Source organism: Riemerella columbipharyngis, from assembly GCF_900101995.1.
GTDB classification, from domain to species: domain Bacteria; phylum Bacteroidota; class Bacteroidia; order Flavobacteriales; family Weeksellaceae; genus Riemerella; species Riemerella columbipharyngis.
The window spans coordinates 66184-87042 of sequence record NZ_FNAS01000004.1; the positions used below are offsets into that span (position 1 = coordinate 66184).

The window sequence follows — 20859 nt, forward strand, 5'->3', positions numbered from 1 at the left end:
AATAATAACATAATATCATTTAATGGGAAAGTATAAAGGGAAATTTATATTAAACACACAAGGCGTTCTGATAATACTCTTTACTTATTTAGTTGTTAATTTATTTTTAACGGGGATAGGTATGGTTGTAGGAATAGAGTATATGCAGGATGCTTATTTTCAGGCAGGTTCTTATTTCCTTTTGTTTGGTTTGATTATTTGTTCGTTTGACTACTTCGTTGTTCTAAAAGAAACGGGCAAACATTTTTCTCCCGACTTAAAAAAAGTGCCGCTCAAAACCTATTTGCTTATATTCCCAATGGTGATTGGAATGATGTTAATTTCTGATTATTTTGTAGCGTTAATCCCAACTAATAAAGGTATTCTCAAAGATTGGTATAATGCAATGGTACAAGCTATTAATGTACTTCAGCAAAAAGAATACATACTCATTCTTGTTACTGTTATTTTAGCCCCAATATTAGAGGAAATACTTTTCCGAGGCATCGTGATGAAAGGGCTTATAAATAGAGGGATAAATCCAAAATCTGCTATACTGATGTCTGCACTGGCATTCGGTATTACACACGCTAATCCTTGGCAATCCGCAGGGGCTTTTCTTATGGGGCTTGCCTTAGGTTTGGTTTATTACAAAACAGAGTCTATCTACGCTTCTATACTGCTACATAGTTTTAATAATCTCATCTCTGTCCTAATGATGATTTATAGCCCAAACTCCAATACTTATTCTAAACTATTTAACATCCCGAATTGGTGGATTTTAGCAATAGGAGTACTCTTGTTCAGTGTATTTTATTATCTTTTTATGCATAGAGAATCCTCCATAAAACAAATAAAATAAAAAAATGAAATTAGAACATAGAAACTTACTATTAGGGATACACTCCGCATTAGACGATACTTTTTTTGGGGAAAACAAATACGCCGATAAAGTTTTAGAAAGACTACTGAAAACACAAAAAAAATGGGGCAGCCAAGACAGAGCTGTAGTTTCCGAAATATTTTACAATATTATCCGTTGGAAAAAGCGTTTGGAGTATTATATGGGGGAAGGTGTAAAACCCGGTAATCTTTATAAACTAATTTTAGTATATTTGATTTGGAGTGAAACCGAATATCGAAGATTTGAAGAATTTCAAGGGATAAAAATAGCAGACAGCATTGCTAAGATAAAAAAAAGGAATTTCCCTAATAAAGCTATAGAATATTCTATACCCGAATGGCTGGTTAATCAATTTCAGACAGAGCTTCCGAATGTTTGGGAGAGAGAAATGAACATACTGAACGAGCAAGCACCTTTGGTATTGCGGACCAATGCGCTGAAAACAACACCGGAAGAGCTGTGTGAAGCTCTAAGAGAAAGGAATGTGGCGTGTCATACCCTTAGGGGGTATCCAGATGCTGTGGAGCTTGAAGAAAAGAAAAATGTATTTTTGACGGAAAGTTTCAAAAATGGCTGGTTTGAAGTTCAAGATGCAAGTTCGCAGCTGATTGCGTATTATCTGGACATTCAATCAGGAATGCGTGTGGTAGATGCGTGTGCCGGTGCCGGCGGAAAAACTTTACACTTAGCGGCATTGATGCAAAACAAAGGACAAATCATAGCATTAGATATTCATCAATGGAAATTGACAGAACTAAAACGAAGAGCTAAAAGAGCCGGAGCTCATAATATTGAAACCCGTCTTATTACTGATAATAAAGTGATTAAAAGACTTTACAACTCTGCTGACAGGCTTCTGATAGATGCACCTTGTTCAGGTTTAGGGGTATTGAAAAGGAATCCGGATGCCAAATGGAAACTAAACGATGATTTTCTTTCAAGAATAAAAATAGAACAAGAAAATATCCTTCAAGATTATTCAAAAATACTGAAAAAAGGAGGGAAAATGGTCTATGCTACTTGCTCTATATTGCCATCGGAGAATCAAAACCAAGTAGAGAAATTTCTTAGCAAAAATACAAACTTTCGCCTCATTAAAGAGCAAAGCATAATGCCTTCTGAGGGCTATGATGGCTTTTATATGGCTCTTATAGAAAGAGAAAATGAATAATAATGCTAATCTTCTTTATTATTGAATACATATATAAGCATCAGCTTTTATAACTATAAAAATTGTTAATAATGATGTGTTATTTATAAATATTCTAAATTCCGTTTTCAATATTTTGCATTTTAATTTTTGTAAATTTGCGACGATTTTAAATTTTATGTGAACTAAAATTTGAGTATTTTGGTTTTTCAAAAATTTAAATTGATAAGATTTTAAAATTAGTTAGAACTTCAAAAAGTACAATTATATAAAAATAAAAAATTCTATATGAGTATTTATCAAGATTATATTAAAGAAATAGAAGAGAGAAAGGAGCAGGGACTACATCCGAAACCTATTGACGGGGCGGAGTTACTCAGCGAAATCATTTCTAATATTAGAGATGCAAATAATCCCAACAGGAAAGATCCTCTCCATTTTTTTATCTATAATACATTACCGGGTACAACGCCTGCTGCAGGTGTCAAGTCCGAGTTTTTGAAAGACATTATATTGAGCAAAGTGGTAGTGCCCGAAATTACGCTGGATTATGCTTTTGAGCTTTTGTCGCATATGAAGGGAGGACCGTCTATAAGGGTGCTTTTGGATTTGGCACTCGGCGATAATCACGATATAGCAAAAAAAGCCGCCGCTGTGCTAAAAACGCAGGTATTCTTATACGATGCTGATACTTCTCGCCTTAAAGAGGCTTACGAAAAAGGAAATGTCATAGCAAAAGAAATTTTAGAAAGCTACGCTAAAGCAGAATTCTTCACAAAACTACCCGAAGTACCCGAAGAAATAAAAGTGGTAACTTATGTAGCAGGTGAGGGTGATATCTCTACGGACTTGCTTTCACCGGGTAACCAAGCACACTCTCGTTCGGATCGCGAATTGCACGGGAAGTGTATGATTAGTTCAAAAGCACAAGAAGAAATTAGAGCTTTGCAGGCACAGCATCCAGATTGCAGCGTGATGCTGGTTGCAGAGAAAGGAACAATGGGAGTAGGGTCTTCGAGGATGTCAGGGGTGAACAATGTGGCACTTTGGACTGGAAAACAAGCCAGCCCTTATGTTCCGTTTATCAATATTGCACCGATAGTTGCGGGGACTAATGGTATTTCGCCTATATTCTTGACGACGGTAGATGTAACGGGTGGTATCGGGATAGACCTTAAAAACTGGGTGAAAAAACAAGATAAATATGGCAATGTTGTATTAAACGACAAAGGAGAACCGGTTTTGGAGGAAGTGTATTCTGTAGCTACAGGGACTATCTTGACTATTAATACGAAAAAGAAAAAACTATATAACGAAGACAGAGAATTGATAGATATTTCCAAATCTCTGACTCCTCAAAAATTAGAATTCATAAGAGCAGGCGGTTCTTATGCCGTTGTATTCGGAAAAAAAATACAGACTTTTGCCGCAGAAGTTTTGGGCGTAGAGCCAACGCCAGTATTCGCAAAATCAAAAGAAATTTCCAATGAAAATCAAGGACTTACTGCCGTAGAGAAAATATTTAACAAAAATGCAATAGGTAAAACTCCGGGCAAAGTATTGCACGCAGGATCTGATGTTCGCGTGAAAGTAAATATTGTAGGTTCGCAAGATACAACAGGTCTGATGACGGCACAAGAGCTTGAATCTATGGCTGCAACAGTGATTGCCCCTTCGGTAGATGCCGGATATCAGTCGGGCTGTCATACCGCTTCAGTTTGGGATAAAAAGGCACAGGCTAATATTCCCAAGCTGATGAAATTTATGAATGATTTTGGCTTGATTACCGGAAGAGACCCTAAGAGTGTTTATCCGCCAATGACCGATGTTATCCACAAAGTATTGAACGACCTTACCGTAGACGAATGGGCGATTATTATCGGTGGAGACTCTCACACAAGAATGTCCAAAGGGGTAGCTTTCGGTGCCGATTCGGGTACTGTAGCACTTGCTTTGGCTACGGGAGAAGCTTCTATGCCTATTCCAGAGTCTGTAAAAGTAACCTTTAAGGGGGAGATGAAAGAGTATATGGATTTCCGAGATGTGGTACACGCGACTCAAGCACAGATGCTTCATCAGTTTGACGGAGAAAATGTATTCCAAGGCAGAATCATCGAGGTTCATATCGGTACATTATTGGCCGACCAAGCCTTTACATTTACCGACTGGACTGCCGAAATGAAAGCCAAAGCGTCTATCTGTATCTCTCAAGATGATACCTTAATCCAGTCATTGGAAATTGCGAAAAGCCGTATCCAGATTATGATTGACAAGGGTATGGATAATGACAAAAAGGTACTTCACAGGTTGATAGAAAAAGCAGACAAGAGAATAGCTCAGATAAAATCGGGAGAAAAACCGGCATTGAGACCGGACGAAAATGCGAAGTATTATGCAGAAGTAGTGATAGACCTTGATGCTATAGCAGAGCCAATGATTGCCGACCCGGATGTGAATAACGAAGATGTATCCAAAAGATATACCCACGACACCATTAGAGGATTGTCTTATTATGGTGGAACCAAAAAGGTAGATTTGGGATTTGTAGGGTCTTGTATGGTTCACAAAGGTGATTTGAAGATTCTCTCCCATATGTTGAAAAATTTAGAAGAGCAGTACGGAGAAGTAAAGTTCAACGCACCTTTGGTAGTTGCTGCACCTACTTATAACATTATTGATGAATTAAAAGCAGAGGGCGACTGGGAATTGTTAGAAAAGTATTCAGGATTTGAGTTTAATGATGCGGCTCCGAAAAATGCGGCACGCACCGAATATGAGAATGTATTGTATCTGGAGCGTCCGGGATGCAATCTCTGTATGGGTAATCAAGAGAAAGCGGAAAAAGGAGATACTGTAATGTCTACATCTACGCGTCTTTTCCAAGGCAGAGTAGTAGAGGACTCTGAGCGTAAGAAAGGGGAGTCGCTATTGGCTTCTACGCCGGTGGTGGTACTTTCTGCCATCTTAGGAAGAATTCCGACTCTGGAAGAATACGAAAAAGCTGTAAAAGGCATTGAGCTTACGAAATTCAAACCATCTAATAGACAGTTGGTTCATTAGTAAATTATATATGAATTTTGAAAAGGAGCGGAAGTCTTAAATTTTTAGGCTTCCGTTTTTTAGTAATATATAAAATATGTTCTTAAAGACTTTTTGTAAGGATATGTGATAAATAGTATAAAAAAAACTATATAAAACCTAAGTTCAAATATAAAAAGCGACAAATGAGATAAAAGTTTTATTTCTATTAAGAGGATTCTTTTAAAAGAAATAGAGAAAAACAAAAAATCTTTCTCTCGTAAAGTTGAATGTTAGACCTTTATTTTCCGAACAAAAATAAAATGGGTTCATTAACGACCCCCTCCCAAAAAGTGTGTAAACTAAAAAGCAAGGGCTTGGAATTATATTCTGAGCCTTTGTTCAAAAATAAGCATAAATTGATTCAAAATCAAGCCCCAGCTTCTGATCGGCATCAACCATTTTTTTGTGGCCTCTCGTATGGCTAAATACACCGATTTTGTAACTGCTTCATCTGTAGGGAATGACATTTTATTTTTAGTGTATTTCCTAATCTTTCCGTTCAGATTTTCGATTAAATTGGTGGTGTAAATAATTTTTCTAATTTCAATAGAAAAATCAAAAAATACGATCTTTCCAAACCATATATCGGCAAGCGTTTCGTATCTGTTCATTTGTTTTTTTATGGTTTTTTAAAGGTATTCACGAATGCTCTGCATTTGATGCACCAAACAAATCTGCAGGGAAAACAGAGCGTATCATTTGGGTAAATCCGTTTAAATTATAAGTGCGGTAATGAGGATATCTTCTACACCCCAAGCCTTTAAATCGGTTAAAACATTCATCCAAAAAGCTGAGCTTTCATTCTTTTCAAGCCACATGCCGAGCACCTCTTTCTTATCCGAACGATTTAAGCCTACGACAAGATAAATGGTTTTATGAATGATTTTTTGAATTTTCTCTGACTTTAAACACCATGCGTCCATCCAAACGATTAAATATAAATCCTCTAAGGGGTGATTTTGCCAGGCAACCATCTCGGAGACCACCGCATTAGTGATGCGCGAAATGGTGGAGGCGGACACCTCAAAATCATACAAATCCTTAATTTGTTTTCATTATCCAGATGAGCGTCTAGCTCTGCTGAAAGCATGTGTTCTACTGCTTTTTTTGTACAGTTCTTTGAAGAAGGAATTAAGGTCTTCTCTATTTTTAAAGGACTTGTAGAAATCCTTGTTGTTTAATAGTTCTTTTTTGTTCATAACTATGTAAGTTTAATTAAAGTATTTTTAATCATTAAAGTTATTTCTGAAAATTTTTAGTTTATATAGTTCGTGGGATAGTACTATTTCTAAAACAATTCCCCTGGCTTAAGAGGTCTATTGATATTCAGGTGTTGGTATGCCTTTTCTGTTACCTCACGCCCTCTCGGTGTACGGATAATAAAACCTTCTTGTATCAAAAACGGTTCATAGACTTCTTCCAATGTTTCGGGATTTTCCCCTATGGAGGTTGCCAGAGCGGATATTCCCACAGGTTTACCCTTGAAATTTTCTATCATTACCCTCATTATTTTATTGTCCATATCGTCTAGCCCAAATTCATCTACATTCAGAGAATTTAAGGCGTATTTGGTAATGTTGATTTCCACTTCTCCGTTGCCTTTTATTTCTGCGAAATCTCTCACACGGCGGAGCAAGGCATTGGCTATTCTCGGCGTCCCCCTGCTTCTTCGTGCTATTTCCAATGCCGCATCTTCATATATAGGTACACCCAAAACCCTCGCACTACGCTCGATAATCATACCCAAAAGCTCTACATTGTAGTATTCCAATCTTGCTTGTATCCCAAATCTCGCCAGCATAGGTTTGGTAAGCATTCCGCTGCGGGTAGTCGCTCCTACAAGAGTAAAAGGATTAAGCCCTATCTGTACGCTTCTCGCATTGGGTCCGGTTTCCAGCATTATATCTATTTTGAAGTCTTCCATTGCAGAATAAAGATACTCTTCTACTACAGGTGAAAGTCTATGTATTTCATCGATAAAGAGGACATCGTTCTCCTCAAGATTCGTAAGCAATCCTGCCAAACTTCCGGGCTTATCAAGAACAGGCCCCGAAGTTACTTTGCAGCCAACGCCTAATTCATTTGCGATAATATGTGCCAATGTCGTTTTTCCCAGTCCAGGAGGACCGTGCAGAAGAGTATGGTCTAAAGCTCTTCCTCTGTTTTTGGCTGCTGCTACAAAAACTTCTAAATTATCAAGTGTTTTCCTCTGTCCTGCAAAATCTCTAAAACTTTGCGGGCGGATTTTTTCCTCCTGGTTTAGTTCCTCTTTGGAATAATTTTCTTTATCGGGGTGTAAAAAATCAGGCATAATTAAATTATCATCAGTGCCAAAGATAAGAGTTTTTGCCGAAATATAAAATGAAATTCGTATTTTAGCAAAATGAAATTGATAGGACCTTTCAAACAGATCGTTACCTTGGCAGGGCTTCCCCTGAGAGGTAAAATAAACGACGAGCAATTAGAAATTCTCTCGGATGCAGGGATATTGACAAACAACGGTAAAATAAAATCTGTGGCAGATTATTCTACCCTGAAAAAACAAAATCCTACCGCCGAGCTGGAAATAATACACGGAGAAAAAGTAGTGCTTCCTGCCTATACAGACAGCCATACACACATTTGTTTTGGTGGTAGCAGGGCTCAGGATTTCGCTATGAGAAATGCCGGGAAAACTTACCTTGAAATAGCAGAAAAAGGTGGCGGCATATGGAGCTCCGTAGTAGATACGAGAGAGGCTTCTGAAGAATGTTTAGTAGAAACCCTCAAAACTCGCATAGATTATCTTGTTTCATTAGGAATCACGACGATAGAAATAAAGAGCGGCTACGGACTAAACCTTGAAAGCGAACTAAAAATGCTTAGAGCTATTGATAAAGTAAAAACGTTTACAAAAGCTGTCATTGTACCTACATGCTTGTCGGCTCATACCAAACCTAAGGATTTTGAAGGGGATAACCAAGATTATTTGAACTATATATTAGAGGAAATTTTACCTGTCGTAAAGTCCGAAAACCTCGCTAAAAGGGTAGATATATTCATTGAGAAATCCGCTTTTCAGCCTGATGAAAGTAGAGATTTTTTATTAAAAGCAAAGACAATGGGCTTTGAGCTGACGGTACATGCCGACCAATTTACCCCTGGCAGTTCCCGCATTGCAGTGGAAGTAGGAGCTAAATCTGCCGACCATTTAGAAGCTACCGCAAATGAGGATATTGAATTCTTGGCACAGTCCGATACCGTAGCCACAGTGCTGCCCGGTGCCAGTTTAGGGCTTGGCGAGCCGTTTGCCCCGACACGAAAATTATTAGACGCCGGAGCCATATTGGCAATAGCCAGTGATTGGAACCCCGGCTCTGCACCTATGGGCGACCTCATTACGCAAGCCTCTGTTTTGGCGACTTTTCAAAAGCTTTCTACCGCCGAGATATTGGCAGGAATTACATTTCGCTCTGCTTACGCTCTGGGGGTAGAGGATGTGGGTATTTTGGCAGTAGGTAAAAGAGCGGACTTTGTAGTCTATGATACCAACGATTTTAGAAATATCCTCTATTATCAAGGGCGACTTAAACCCACACAAATCTACATATCTGCCGAGAAACTATGACTTTCAAATAGTATTAAATTCTGGCTGATGTTGATACTATATGACAAAAGTATTGGGGTAATATGTTAAAAGTATTGTTTATATCTTTAATACAAGATGAAGTTCATTGAAATAGATACTACAACCCTAAGATTGGTTTCTCATAACTGAAGATCCAATGAGATTAGCCGACAACAATCCTATACTATACGGATATGTGGTCGACAACGATTTGTGAATTAATCTTTTCTAGCTGAATGTTATTATAGAATCTTTAAAATCTTATTCTACGAAACAATAAGGGTATATCAAGGGATAAGTATACAAATACAGGATAAGCAAAAAAGAAAAAGACCGATGTATAGAAAATAATTTATTACTTATGTTAAAGGAAAACAAATCCTTAGAAAATAGAACTTTTTTTATATTTTAGTTTACGAAAATAAATTAGATAACGATATATGTATCATAAATTATTGTATTCTTTAAGTTATCTTTCGGTTATAGGGAGAAGGTATGATTTTATATCAACTTTATGTATCCAGAGAAGAGTTTTAATCTTGTTGAACCAGTTGTTGCAATGCTGCTAATTTGTTTGAGATTTTTTTACATCCCGAAGAATGGCAAGAATAGCTGAATGAAACAGATGTTATCATATATAGTGTATTAAAAGAGATTTTTTTGTAAAATTGATAATTATATGATAGTGTACTATATTGATATGCGAATATCTGGATAAAATTTGAATTTAATATAATTTCATTTCATGCAAATTCTTAAAATTTAATTTTTAAACAAACTCTAAAAGAAAGCGGAGGTATTTCAAATTTCGTTATCAATTTAAAAATAATTTTTATCTTTACAACATATTATTAAAGTTATATCAATGAAAAATATTTCTACGGCGCTGTTCTACGCTTCTTTGGCGTGCTGTGCAGTGTCTTGCAGTACGATGAAAACAGCAAAAGATATGGCGGAAATTCTTGTGCCTGCGGGAAATCCGTTTTTACAAAAAAGTCCGCTTCAGGATCAAGCGCCTCAGTTTGATAAGATCAAGGACTCGGACTTCAAGCCGGCTTTTGATTATGGATTGAAAGTCCAAGATTTAGAGATTAAGAAAATTGCGGATAATCCTATGCCTGCCACTTTTGAGAATACCGTTTTGGCATTGGAAAAAAGCGGAAGGGTACTGAAACGGGCGCAGATTACTTTTGATAATCTTACAAGTGCCAATACCAATGATGCTTTGCAGAAGTTACAAGAAGAATACGCCCCAATCTTTGCGGCGCATAACGATAATATTTACCTCAATTCCAAACTCTACAACCGCATCAAAAAAGTTTATGAAAACAGAGTCGGTTTAGATCCGGAAAGCAAACGCTTGGTAGAGTATTTCAAACAAGAGTTTGAGACCGCGGGAGCTAATCTCTCGGACAGCAAAAAAGACGAACTCAAGAAAATCAATGCGGAATTGGCATCGTTATCTTCTTTGTACGCTAATAAATTGCTTTTAGCCAGAAAAAATGGCGGTGTTTTGATAAAAGATGTAAAAGAATTGGACGGGCTTTCCCCTGACGAAATAGCGGCAACGGCAGCCGATGCCAAAGCGGCAGGATACCCGGGTGAATACCTTATTGCACTGCAAAATACTACGCAGCAACCATTGCTTAAAAATCTTAAGAATAGAGAAACAAGGAAAAAACTCTTTATGGCTTCCGTAGAGAGAGCCCAGAAAGGTGATGGCGGCGATACGCGTGAAACGATAGAGAAAATCATCAAACTCAGATTGAAAAAAGCGCAGCTTTTGGGTAAAGATTCTTATGCCGCTTGGTCGCTTCAAGACCAGATGGCGAGAACACCGGATGCTGTTTTCAAACTTCTTTCGGAATTGGGCAAACCAGCGATAGAACAAGCCAATCGTGAGGCGGTTGATATTCAGAAAGTCATAGATGCACAGAACGGCGGCTTCAAAGTAGAGCCGTGGGACTGGAATTACTATGCAGAGCAAGTACGCAAACAGAAGTTTAACCTTGATGAAAACGAGATTAAGCCTTACTTTGAGCTTAAAGCGGTTTTGGAAAAAGGGGTATTCTTCGCCGCCAATAAATTCTACGGAATTAGCTTTAAGCAAAGAACGGATTTGCCGGTTTACAATCTCGATGTATGGACTTACGAGATTTTCGATAAAGACGGGAAGTCTTTGGGGCTTTACTATGTAGATTATTTTACCAGAGACAATAAAAACGGAGGGGCTTGGATGACAAATTTGGTAAACCAGTCTAAGCTTTTGGGGCAAAAACCGGTGATCATCAATGTATGTAATTTCCAAAAACCGGCACCTGGGAAGCCGGCACTCATCAGCTTTGATGATGTTATTACAATGTTCCACGAGTTCGGACATATGCTTCATGGATTGTTTGCCGATGAGAAATATGAAACACTGTCCGGAACCAGCGTTCCGAGGGATTTTGTGGAGTTTCCGTCTCAGTTTAACGAGAATTTTGCACTCGTTCCAGAGGTATTGAAAAACTATGCTGTCCATTACGAAACTCACCAGCCGATACCTCAGTCTTTGGTTGATAAAATCAAAAAGGCGGTTACCTTTAATCAAGGCTATGCGACTACGGAGGTGATGTCTTCTGCCACATTGGATATGGCATTGCATTCCATCAAAAATGAAGCTCAGTTTAAGCCGGTATTAGAGCTTGAAAAAGAGGCGTTGCAGAAGTACGGATTTTTAGTGCCGCAGGTACCGCCGCGTTATCATACGCCTTATTTTGCCCATATTTTCGGAGGAGGCTATGCCGCAGGTTATTATGCATATATTTGGACGGCGCTTCTACAGGCAGATGCGTGGGACTGGGTGATGCATCACGGCGGAATGACAAGAGAAAACGGAGACCGATACCGAAAATATATTTTGTCAATCGGTAATACCAAAGACCTCAACGAAGCCTACCGCGAGTTTTCGGGTAGAAATCCTGAGATCACCTCACTTCTTAGAAAAAAAGGTTTTGTAAAATAATTAAATTAAAATCCTCTTTTTAGGGGATTTTTTTATTCAAAAAAATGATGAGCAAGAAAATTTACGGACTGATAGGGAGGAATATAGCTTACTCTTTCTCTCAAAAATATTTTGAACAAAAATTTCAAAAATTATTTCTAAAAGAATGTCAATATCATATTTTTGATATAGAAGAAATTTCGGAAGTAGATCGGGTTTTCCAAAGAGAAGGCTTAGCAGGATTTAATGTTACAATTCCTTACAAAGTACAGATAATGGATTACTTAGACCTTGTAAACGAAGAGGCTGAAGCGGTAGGTGCTGTAAATACCGTAGCCCTAAAAAGAGATAAGAGAATAGGTTATAATACGGATGTTTTCGGTTTTTCCAGAACTTTGGATGTTCATCTGAAACCTTCGCATAAGAGTGCTGTCATATTAGGAGACGGCGGTGCGGCAAAGGCAGTAAGATACGTGTTAGAGCAAAGAAATATTCCTTATCTTGTGGTTTCTAGAGGTGGAGATTTTCGTTTTGAAGATTTGACGAAAGAGGAAGTCGCCATGCATTCCTTGATAATTCAATGTACGCCTGTGGGCACTTTCCCTAAGGTGGACGATTGTCTCGACTTTCCGTTTGAAGGTTTGTCGGATAAGCATTTGGTAGTGGATTTGGTGTATAATCCGGAGCAGACGGCATTTATGAAAAAATCGATAAAACAGAATGCCAAGATGGTCAATGGTTTTTTTATGCTGGAACAGCAAGCAGAGAAATCTTGGCAAATTTGGAATGACGAATAAAAAGAATCTTCTCATTATTAAATATTTATTTGATGGGAATATTGTTTTATAAAACAAACTTGTGTATATTTGCAAGGCGGTGCATCAGGACGATGCTTTTTTCAAAAATATAGAAATAAATAGAGGGGATTCCTTATAATTAAACTCATTTAGTGATGATTAAAGATTCAGAAAACTTAGAAAAAAAAGATTTAGACGTTGCACATCAGAATTTTGATGCCTCCGGAGCAGAGGCTGCCGGCGATGATTCTATAGAAGTTCAGGAAGAGCATGACGAGGAGGAGCAGGAAGAAAATGAAAAACTTTCCGTAGAACAGCTTGTAGATAAAATGGAAAAGCTGGTCAATCAAGCCAATGCCGGAGAACTTTACAAAAAAATCAACGCTCTGAGAGAGCACATTGAGGCAAAATTAAAAGATATTTTCCAGACTAAAGAAGAAGAGTACGAAGCAGAAAATGAAGATGCTTCGGCATTTAATTACGAGCATCCTTTGCAGTCTAAGTTTTCGTTTTTGGTTAATCATTTCAAAGAAAAACAAGACGAGTTTCACAAAAAACAAGATGAGGAACACGCAGAAAACCTTGTAAAAAGACAAGATATCATAGAACGCCTAAAAGGGCTTTATATCAACCCTGAGCCGGGGATAGATTTGTTTAAAGCTATTCGCAGAATAAAAGAAGAATGGGCTAATGCCGGCTTTGTGGCAAAATCGGAATTCAAGAACCTGTATAATAATTACTATTATCACCTCAATGGGTTCTACAAAATGCTTGATCTTAACAAGGAATATAGAGAGCAAGAGTACGCATATAACCTTGCAAAAAGGCAGCATATCATAGCCCGTGCCAAGGAACTTTTGGAAGAACCGAAAATCCAAAAGGCACTCAATGAGTTACAATTTTTACATAAACTTTGGAAAGAAGAGGGTGAGCCTGTGGCAGAGGAATTTAGAGATTCTACTTGGGACGAGTTCAAGGAAGTGTCTGATAAAATTCACGGGCGTAAAGCCGAACTTCTGGTGCAAGTAGAGGCACAGCAAAAAGAAAATCTGGAGAAGAAAAATGCAATTATAGAACAAATCAAAAAACTGACTTCTCCCGATAAATCGCCTAATCACAATTATTGGCAGCAATCCATCAAAAAAGTAGAGACACTGAGAGAGGATTTTTTGAAATTGGGAAGTGTTCCCAAAAAATTATCCAACCAGAATTGGACAGAATTTAAGCAAGTATTGAGAGCCTTTAATTCCACTAAAAATAATTTCTACAAGAGCCTTAAAAATATTCAAATAAAAAATTTGGAGGAAAAGCAGAAGTTGATAAAAATCGCTCAAGATAACCAAAACTCAGAAGATTGGGAAACTATGGTGCCGTTTTTCAAAAAACTGCAAAATGATTGGAAAGCGATTGGGCATGTGCCGAGAAATCAGACTAATACTATCTGGGATCAATTCCGTGAGGCGTGTAACCACTTTTTTGATAATTATCGCGAAAAAGGAGATGCGGCAGGAGATGATTGGAATGACAACTACAAGAACAAAAAATCACTCTTGGATGAGCTGAAAGCCGTAGAACAAGGGGAAGACAGCGTTAAAATAATTGAAGATATTAAGAATAAATGGAATACCATCGGGAAAGTGCCAAAGAATAAAATTGGTATCAATAACGAATTTAATAGAACTCTAAAAGAGAAACTCAGACTGAACAACCTGAATGAATTTGATTTGAAAGAGGAGGGATTGTCTGAATCTCAAATAACGGATAGAGCAAGAAAACTGAAAAATCAAATAATGGATTTGGAAGCAGAGATTGTGAAATTGGAAAACAACCTTTCGTTCTTTAACAATCCTACCAGAGACAATCCGCTTCTTAAGGACTCTTATGATAAGATAGACGACAAGAAAGCGCAGCTGGAAAGCCTCAAATCTACACTTCATCAGATGATTTCCAAATCTTAAGATGAATAGAACTATATTCGAAATGATTTTATAATTACAAGGCTTTGTTAAAGTTTGTTTTTAAGAATAATAATGAATATAGACGAAAAATACATATACCGCTGTATAGAGCTTGCTTCTAAAGCCAAAGGAGATACTTATCCTAATCCTATGGTGGGAGCAGTTATTGTACATTGCGGAAAAATTATAGGAGAGGGCTATCATAAAAAAGCCGGACAGCCACACGCAGAAATCAATGCCATCGCTTCTGTACAAGATAAATCTTTGCTTTCGGAGAGTACTATTTATGTTTCTTTGGAGCCGTGTTCGCATTTTGGGAAGACACCGCCTTGTGCTTTGGAACTTAGAGTGTTGAATTTCAAAAAAGTAGTGATAGGAACTATGGATACCAACGAGAAAGTAAGCGGCAGAGGAAAAAGGATTTTGGAAGAAGCCGGTATAGAAGTAGTTTCGGATATATTAGGGAAAGAATGCCGAGAGCTGAACAAACGCTTTTTTACTTTTCATGAGAAAAAAAGACCTTATATTATTCTGAAATGGACAGAGTCCGCAGACGGATTTTTGGATAAAGATTTTCAGCCTACGCAGATTTCCAATGCTTTGGCAAGCCAATGGGTGCACAAGATGAGAAGTGAGGAACACGCTATTTTGGTAGGGACAAAGACGGCTCTTAATGATAATCCAAGCCTTACGACGAGACATTATAAAGGAAGAAATCCCATTCGTATTTTGGTAGATTATGATTTGAAAGTACCGGTGGATTTTAATATTTATGATGATGCCTCGGATACCATTATTATCAATAGCCATAAAGACGATATTCAGAATTTGGGAAGGGTTAAAAATGTGTTTGTTCGAGCATATCGTGACAGTGGTGTGCTGGGAATGATGGAGGTATTGTATAAGCAGCAGATACAATCGCTCATTGTAGAAGGGGGACGTTTTACATTGCAGGAGTTCTTGGCTGCCGGATTGTGGGATGAGATGGTCGTCATCAGAAATAAAAATTTGATGCTCGGTAGCGGAACACCGGTACCTCGTATTGAGGCTGTGCCTCAGGAGATTAAAACCATTGGAGACAACGAAATCGCTTTTTATTATCAATAAAAATGATTTACGAATACCAGACCATAAAAGCACCGGTAGAAGGCATTTTGCTAAAAGAAAAAGGGAGCAAGTTTTTGGGCTATGCCTATCCTATAAAAGATGAAGATGAGCTGAAAGAATGCTTGGAAAAAATAAAAGAAGAGCATCCGAAGGCGACGCATCATTGCTATGCATACAGATTAGGATTAAAGGGCGAAATGTATCGTGCAAATGATGACGGAGAGCCGAGTGGTAGCGCAGGATTGCCTATTTATAATCAGCTTATATCAAAGGATTTGACTAATGTTCTTTTGTTGGTAGTAAGGTATTACGGAGGTGTAAAGCTGGGCGTAGGAAATCTCGTGAGAGTATATAAAGAAACGGCTAAAAGTACCTTGGAGGAAGCGGAATTTGTAGTAAAAGAATTAGAGTCTAAGATAAAGATCAATTTTCCTTTTAGTTTGCAAAATATCGTATTTGCTATTTTGAATAAATATGATGCTAAAATCTTGGATTTTAAGGCACAGACGCAATGCGAAATTTCGGCGGTGATAAAGACTTCACAGAAAGAAAATTTTTTAGAAGCCCTTTCGGAAATTCATCAGGTGGTATATTCTGTAGTTGAATAGGGGCTTTGGCTGAGGTTTGAGACTCTGTGTTTGTTGGGTTGGGAGATATTTTGAAAATTCCATTGGATTTTCTTTACGAAAGGCTTTTTCCTCATTGGGCAGTCTATTTGGCAGAGTTCGCAGGAGAAAGGTTTGCAGTCATCCATATGGAAGTTAAACTCTATATTTCTATCGCTGTGTTCTACAATTATTTTTATTACTTTTTCCATTTCGCTATGAGCGGCTTTTAGCTCGTAATAGTAGGGAAGTGTGATATGGGCATCTATGTGGAGATTAGCACCGAACTGTTGTACTTTCATATTGTGAATATCTATCCACTCTTTTTGCCGATGGGTTTCCAGTACATTGACAATGTCTATAAGAAGGTTTTCATCTTTTTCGTCCATTATGCCGCTCAGGGCTTTTCTTACAATTTTGTAGCCTGTAAAAATAATATAACCACCGAATAGTAGAGCCACCAAAGTATCTATCCAAAACATTTGGGTAAGGTGAACCAAAATCAAACTCAACACAACCCCAAAAGTGGTAATCGTATCGCTCTGGAGGTGTTTTCCGGAGCTTATCATCACCAAGGAATTTTCTCTTTTTCCCTTGATAAGGGAGATGGTTCCCATCAAGTAATTGGCAATCGCCGTAAGGGCTACGATGATAATCCCCCAATCTATTTGCTCTATTTTTTTATGATGAATAAATGATAATCCGGACTGTATAATAATGATAATTCCGGCAAAAATGATTAGAGCGCCCTCTATGCCAGCTGTGATGAATTCTACTTTTCCGTGTCCGTAGGGGTGGTCGTAGTCTTTTGGTTTAGCAGCAAGAAATAACGCATAAAGCCCCATAAATGCGGAGATGATATTGACAATGCTTTCCATAGCATCGGAAAAAATGGCATCGGAATCCGTAATCTGCCACGCATAGATTTTTCCAATAAACAGCAATACGCCTATAATAGCAATGTTCCTTTGGAACAAAAATTTATTCTGCTTATCAGCCATTTTCAAAGATTAGTTATCAAGGGGCAAAATTAAGAAAATTTAATATTAAGAAAATATTAAATTAAGATGCTGATAAGAAGAAATAAGTTTATTTTTATTAAATTTGAGGCAGTAATCTTACGAAAAAATAAAAATGAAAAATAAAAAAATACTTTTGATAGATGATGAGCCGGATATTTTGGAAATTTTACAGTATAATCTTGAGAAAGAAGGTTATACGGTTTATAAGGCTTCTGATTCTGATTCGGGAATAGAGATGGCAAAAGAAATTATTCCGGATTTAATACTCTTGGATGTGATGATGCCCAATAGAGACGGTATAGAGACTTGTCAGGAATTAAGAAAAATAACGGAACTCAAGCGTACTCTTATCGTATTTTTATCGGCAAGAGGGGAAGAATTTTCACAACTGGCAGGCTATGAGGCGGGTGGAAATGATTATATAGTGAAAGTCATCAAACCGAAAATTCTTATCTCTAAAATCAATGCTTTGATACAGCTTACTAACCAAGTGGAAGATATGGGTAAATGTATACAAGTAGGAAATCTAAAAATAGACAGAGATTCTTTTCGGGTATCCAAAGGCGAGCAGCAATTTTTATTACCAAAGAAAGAGTTTGATTTACTCCATCTATTGGCATCTAATACCGATAAAGTATTCAAAAGAGAGGAAATACTGGAGAAAGTTTGGGGTAATGATGTAGTCGTGGGAGAGCGTACTATAGATGTACATATTCGGAGGCTGAGAGAAAAATTAGGAATAAATAGTATAGAAACCATAAAAGGCGTAGGATACAAATTGATGGTTTGATTGTCTGAATATGAAAATGAGTAAGCTAACTGCTATTGCAGCTTTTCTGTTAACAATTTCTATGGGGGGGATTGTATTGTCTTTCAATTATCTGGCAGATGTTTATCTTGTTGAAAACGATTTTTTCTATGTATTCACAGTAGCCAGTCTGCTGATTGCTTTTGGAATAAACTATATTGTGATAGAGCGGTTGTTCAGTTATTATGGCAAAAGAAAAATCAGGCAGATTTCAGATAAATTATCAAATGAGATTGTTTCTGATAACGAGGAGATTAACTTTAGACAATTAGGGGAAAGAATACAAAAAACCACTTCCGAAATCGATATGATGAAAGAAATGGAAACCTACCGAAAAGAATACATTGGGAATATATCCCACGAGCTTAAAACACCACTTTTTACTATACAGGGTTATGTGGAAACGCTTCAAGACGGAGGTGTGGAGGACCTTAGTATTAGAGATAAATATTTAGAGCGAATAAGTAAATCATTAGACCGTTTGCTCAATATTGTAAAGGATTTGGATATGATAAACCGTTTCGAGAGCGGTGAAATTACATTGGCATATTCCAGATTTGACATTAATGCCTTAATTAAGGAGATTTTTGATTTTATGGACTTAGAAGTCCAAAAGAAAGGAGCCAAGTTATTATTCAAAGGAACGGGAGCATTGTATGTATTGGCAGATAAACAGAAAATTTCTCAAGTCCTTATAAATTTGATATCCAATTCTATACATTACTCTAATAGGACAGAGGCTACTATTACGGTTACCACCAAAGATTTAGAAAATAGAATTTCTGTGGAAGTGCAAGATAATGGAATGGGAATAAAACCTGAAATTTTGCCTCGTATTTTCGAGCGTTTCTACCGTGTAGAGAGCAGCCGGAGTAGGAGAGAGGGTGGTTCAGGGCTGGGGCTTGCTATTGTAAAACACATTATGGAGGCCCATTATCAAAGTGTTGAAGTATATAGCGAATACCTCGAAGGAGCTTGTTTTACTTTCTATTTGGATAAGGGCTGAGGACCACGGGTTCTCAAAAAAATGGCTTAAATTTGTTACCTTTGTGTTCTATAGCTTAAAAATATGAAAAATATGAGTTCAAAAATAAAATTATTTTTGTTGCCGATAGGGATAGTCACTCTTTATACATTTTTTTTATTATACAACTTTAAGAGCCTTCCGGATAAGATCTCTGTATATGGGTACGGAGATAAAGTGAAATTTGGAAGGAAAATATTTGTTTTTTTTCCGATATTGCTGAATTATCTGTTTTTAATATTTATTGGTTTTTTAATCAAAAATCCAAACAAGCTGAATTTACCAATAAAAATAGATGATGATAAAGAGCGTATTTATGCAAAAGTACAAATAAGCTTAGTTGTTTTGTGTTTGTTGTTTGTAGATGTTTTGTGTGTTTCTCTCTAAATATTTTATGGGACAAAATTATCTTGTTTTTTAATTTTTTATTACTTTTGCATTCAGTTTTTAGAGCAAATGAAGTAACAAGATGAGTAATGTTTATGATAATATTCTCGATTTGATAGGGAATACACCTTTGATAAAATTAAATCGAGTAACAGAAAGTATTCCGGCTAGTGTCTATGCTAAGATAGAGTCGGTAAATCCGGGACACTCAACTAAAGATAGAATAGCTCTTCATATTATAGAACAAGCTGAAAAAAAAGGTATTCTGAAACCTGGTGCGACCATAGTAGAAACAACTTCCGGAAATACAGGGTTTTCAATAGCAATGGTCAGTATAATCAAGGGGTATAAATGTATTTTGTCTGTTAGTGATAAGACAAAACCGGAAAAAATTGCTTATCTAAAAGCCTTGGGGGCTACGGTATTCGTTTGTCCTGCCAGTGTGCCGGCAGACGATCCCCGCTCTTACTACGAAGTGGCTAAACGAATTGCGAGGGAAACGCCTAATTCTATTTATATAAATCAGTATTTCAATGAATTGAATATTGATGCTCACTACAATACTACAGGTCCTGAAATTTGGGAGCAAACACAAGGTAAGATTACTCATTTAATAGCTTGTACAGGGACTGGAGGAACGCTCTCCGGATCTGCTAAATTCTTAAAAGAAAAGAATCCAAATATAAAAATTATTGGTGTAGATGCCGATGGTTCTATCCTAAAAACTTATCATGAGACAAAAAGTATTAACGAAGAAGAAATCCATTCTTATCAGATAGAGGGCTTGGGCAAAAATTTGATTCCATCTGCACTTTTATTTGATTTAATCGATGAGTTTGTAAGAGTGGATGATGAAAATAGTGCTTATAGAACAAGAGAAATAGCATTAAAAGAAGGGATTATGGCAGGATATACTTCAGGGGCTGCTACACAAGCTCTTTTACAGTATGCTAGAGAATATGCTTTTAAGGAGAGTGATGTTGTAGTTGTTATTTTTCCGGATCATGGTTCTCGTTATATATCCAAAGTTTATAGTGATGAATGGATGAAGGAACAAGGATTTGTAAATGAACCTTTGCATAGCTATGATGATGTTTGTAAAACAGAGTATATTAAGTAATTCGGTGAAAAATTTTATATTTGGTTGCTTTTTTTTGAGTAGCTTTTTTGTTTAGGGTATCTAATGTTTATTTTAGAATTTATTAAAAAAACTAATAAATTAATTGGTATTTAATTAATGTAGTAGCAATAAATTCGAAAGAAAATAACAGGTTTTTATTTTTATTTGATGATATGGCAATTAAATTACATTATATAAATTTGATTTTTTTTGTTTTAATAGTATAAGTATTTAATATTATTTTATTGTTTTCTGTAAAATTTTATATCCTGCAAACAAAAGTATAAGATTTTTTATTACACAGAACGATTTTTAACGGCACAAAAA

The 20859-nt window shown here is 36.9% G+C and carries 17 protein-coding genes; 12 read left to right on the forward strand and 5 right to left on the reverse strand.

Annotated features, from left to right (window positions below):
• Positions 1-22 precede the first annotated feature (22 nt).
• The 3 genes from BLS89_RS03500 to BLS89_RS03510 all read left to right on the forward strand — a co-directional run bounded on the left by BLS89_RS03500 (position 23) and on the right by BLS89_RS03510 (position 5093).
• A complete protein-coding gene (locus BLS89_RS03500; RefSeq protein WP_092736126.1) occupies positions 23-841 on the forward strand; it encodes a CPBP family intramembrane glutamic endopeptidase in 819 nt (272 codons plus the stop codon).
• 4 nt (positions 842-845) lie between these two features.
• Positions 846-2054 carry an RsmB/NOP family class I SAM-dependent RNA methyltransferase gene (locus BLS89_RS03505; RefSeq protein ID WP_092736127.1) on the forward strand — a complete coding sequence of 403 codons (1209 nt, stop codon included), beginning with the start codon at positions 846-848 and terminating at the stop codon, positions 2052-2054.
• A gap of 267 nt (positions 2055-2321) precedes the next feature.
• Positions 2322-5093, forward strand: coding sequence for a bifunctional aconitate hydratase 2/2-methylisocitrate dehydratase (locus BLS89_RS03510; protein WP_092736128.1), 2772 nt, complete (start codon positions 2322-2324; stop codon positions 5091-5093).
• 341 nt (positions 5094-5434) lie between these two features.
• Here the strand turns inward: BLS89_RS03510 and BLS89_RS10985 are convergent, their stop codons facing one another.
• The 4 genes from BLS89_RS10985 to ruvB all read right to left on the reverse strand — a co-directional run bounded on the left by BLS89_RS10985 (position 5435) and on the right by ruvB (position 7425).
• Positions 5435-5737 (reverse strand): transposase, encoded by a 303-nt coding sequence (locus BLS89_RS10985; protein WP_449421137.1) that lies wholly within the window; start codon positions 5735-5737, stop codon positions 5435-5437.
• 90 nt (positions 5738-5827) lie between these two features.
• A complete protein-coding gene (locus BLS89_RS10990) occupies positions 5828-6151 on the reverse strand; it encodes a transposase (RefSeq protein WP_245688828.1) in 324 nt (107 codons plus the stop codon).
• 18 nt (positions 6152-6169) lie between these two features.
• On the reverse strand, positions 6170-6313 hold the full coding sequence (locus tag BLS89_RS10995; protein ID WP_245688829.1) for a hypothetical protein: 144 nt from the start codon (positions 6311-6313) through the stop codon (positions 6170-6172).
• Between the two features lie 89 nt (positions 6314-6402).
• Positions 6403-7425: a Holliday junction branch migration DNA helicase RuvB gene (gene ruvB / locus BLS89_RS03520; protein ID WP_092736129.1), complete on the reverse strand. Its 1023-nt coding sequence runs from the start codon at positions 7423-7425 to the stop codon at positions 6403-6405.
• A gap of 72 nt (positions 7426-7497) precedes the next feature.
• On the opposite strand from ruvB, the gene hutI reads away from it, so the two are divergent.
• The 6 genes from hutI to BLS89_RS03550 all read left to right on the forward strand — a co-directional run bounded on the left by hutI (position 7498) and on the right by BLS89_RS03550 (position 16174).
• A complete protein-coding gene (hutI, locus tag BLS89_RS03525; RefSeq protein ID WP_092736130.1) occupies positions 7498-8721 on the forward strand; it encodes an imidazolonepropionase in 1224 nt (407 codons plus the stop codon).
• 865 nt (positions 8722-9586) lie between these two features.
• Positions 9587-11725, forward strand: a complete 2139-nt coding sequence (locus BLS89_RS03530; RefSeq protein WP_092736131.1) for a M3 family metallopeptidase — start codon at positions 9587-9589, stop codon at positions 11723-11725.
• A 47-nt stretch (positions 11726-11772) separates the two neighbouring features.
• Complete coding sequence (locus tag BLS89_RS03535) at positions 11773-12501, forward strand: shikimate dehydrogenase family protein (RefSeq protein WP_092736132.1); 729 nt, start codon at positions 11773-11775, stop codon at positions 12499-12501.
• A gap of 155 nt (positions 12502-12656) precedes the next feature.
• Complete coding sequence (locus BLS89_RS03540; RefSeq protein WP_092736133.1) at positions 12657-14459, forward strand: DUF349 domain-containing protein; 1803 nt, start codon at positions 12657-12659, stop codon at positions 14457-14459.
• Between the two features lie 72 nt (positions 14460-14531).
• Positions 14532-15566, forward strand: coding sequence for a bifunctional diaminohydroxyphosphoribosylaminopyrimidine deaminase/5-amino-6-(5-phosphoribosylamino)uracil reductase RibD (ribD, locus tag BLS89_RS03545; RefSeq protein ID WP_092736134.1), 1035 nt, complete (start codon positions 14532-14534; stop codon positions 15564-15566).
• A 2-nt stretch (positions 15567-15568) separates the two neighbouring features.
• On the forward strand, positions 15569-16174 hold the full coding sequence (locus BLS89_RS03550) for an IMPACT family protein (RefSeq protein WP_092736135.1): 606 nt from the start codon (positions 15569-15571) through the stop codon (positions 16172-16174).
• On the opposite strand, the gene BLS89_RS03555 is transcribed toward BLS89_RS03550, so the two are convergent.
• Positions 16147-17172: a cation diffusion facilitator family transporter gene (locus BLS89_RS03555; protein ID WP_092736136.1), complete on the reverse strand. Its 1026-nt coding sequence runs from the start codon at positions 17170-17172 to the stop codon at positions 16147-16149. The genes BLS89_RS03550 and BLS89_RS03555 overlap by 28 nt on opposite strands.
• A gap of 133 nt (positions 17173-17305) precedes the next feature.
• On the opposite strand from BLS89_RS03555, the gene BLS89_RS03560 reads away from it, so the two are divergent.
• The 3 genes from BLS89_RS03560 to BLS89_RS03575 all read left to right on the forward strand — a co-directional run bounded on the left by BLS89_RS03560 (position 17306) and on the right by BLS89_RS03575 (position 20532).
• Positions 17306-17983 carry a response regulator gene (locus BLS89_RS03560; RefSeq protein ID WP_092736137.1) on the forward strand — a complete coding sequence of 226 codons (678 nt, stop codon included), beginning with the start codon at positions 17306-17308 and terminating at the stop codon, positions 17981-17983.
• A 10-nt stretch (positions 17984-17993) separates the two neighbouring features.
• Positions 17994-19007: a sensor histidine kinase gene (locus tag BLS89_RS03565; protein ID WP_092736138.1), complete on the forward strand. Its 1014-nt coding sequence runs from the start codon at positions 17994-17996 to the stop codon at positions 19005-19007.
• Between the two features lie 487 nt (positions 19008-19494).
• Entirely contained in the window at positions 19495-20532 is a 1038-nt protein-coding gene (locus tag BLS89_RS03575; RefSeq protein ID WP_092736140.1) for a PLP-dependent cysteine synthase family protein, read from the forward strand.
• Positions 20533-20859: the final 327 nt, after the last annotated feature.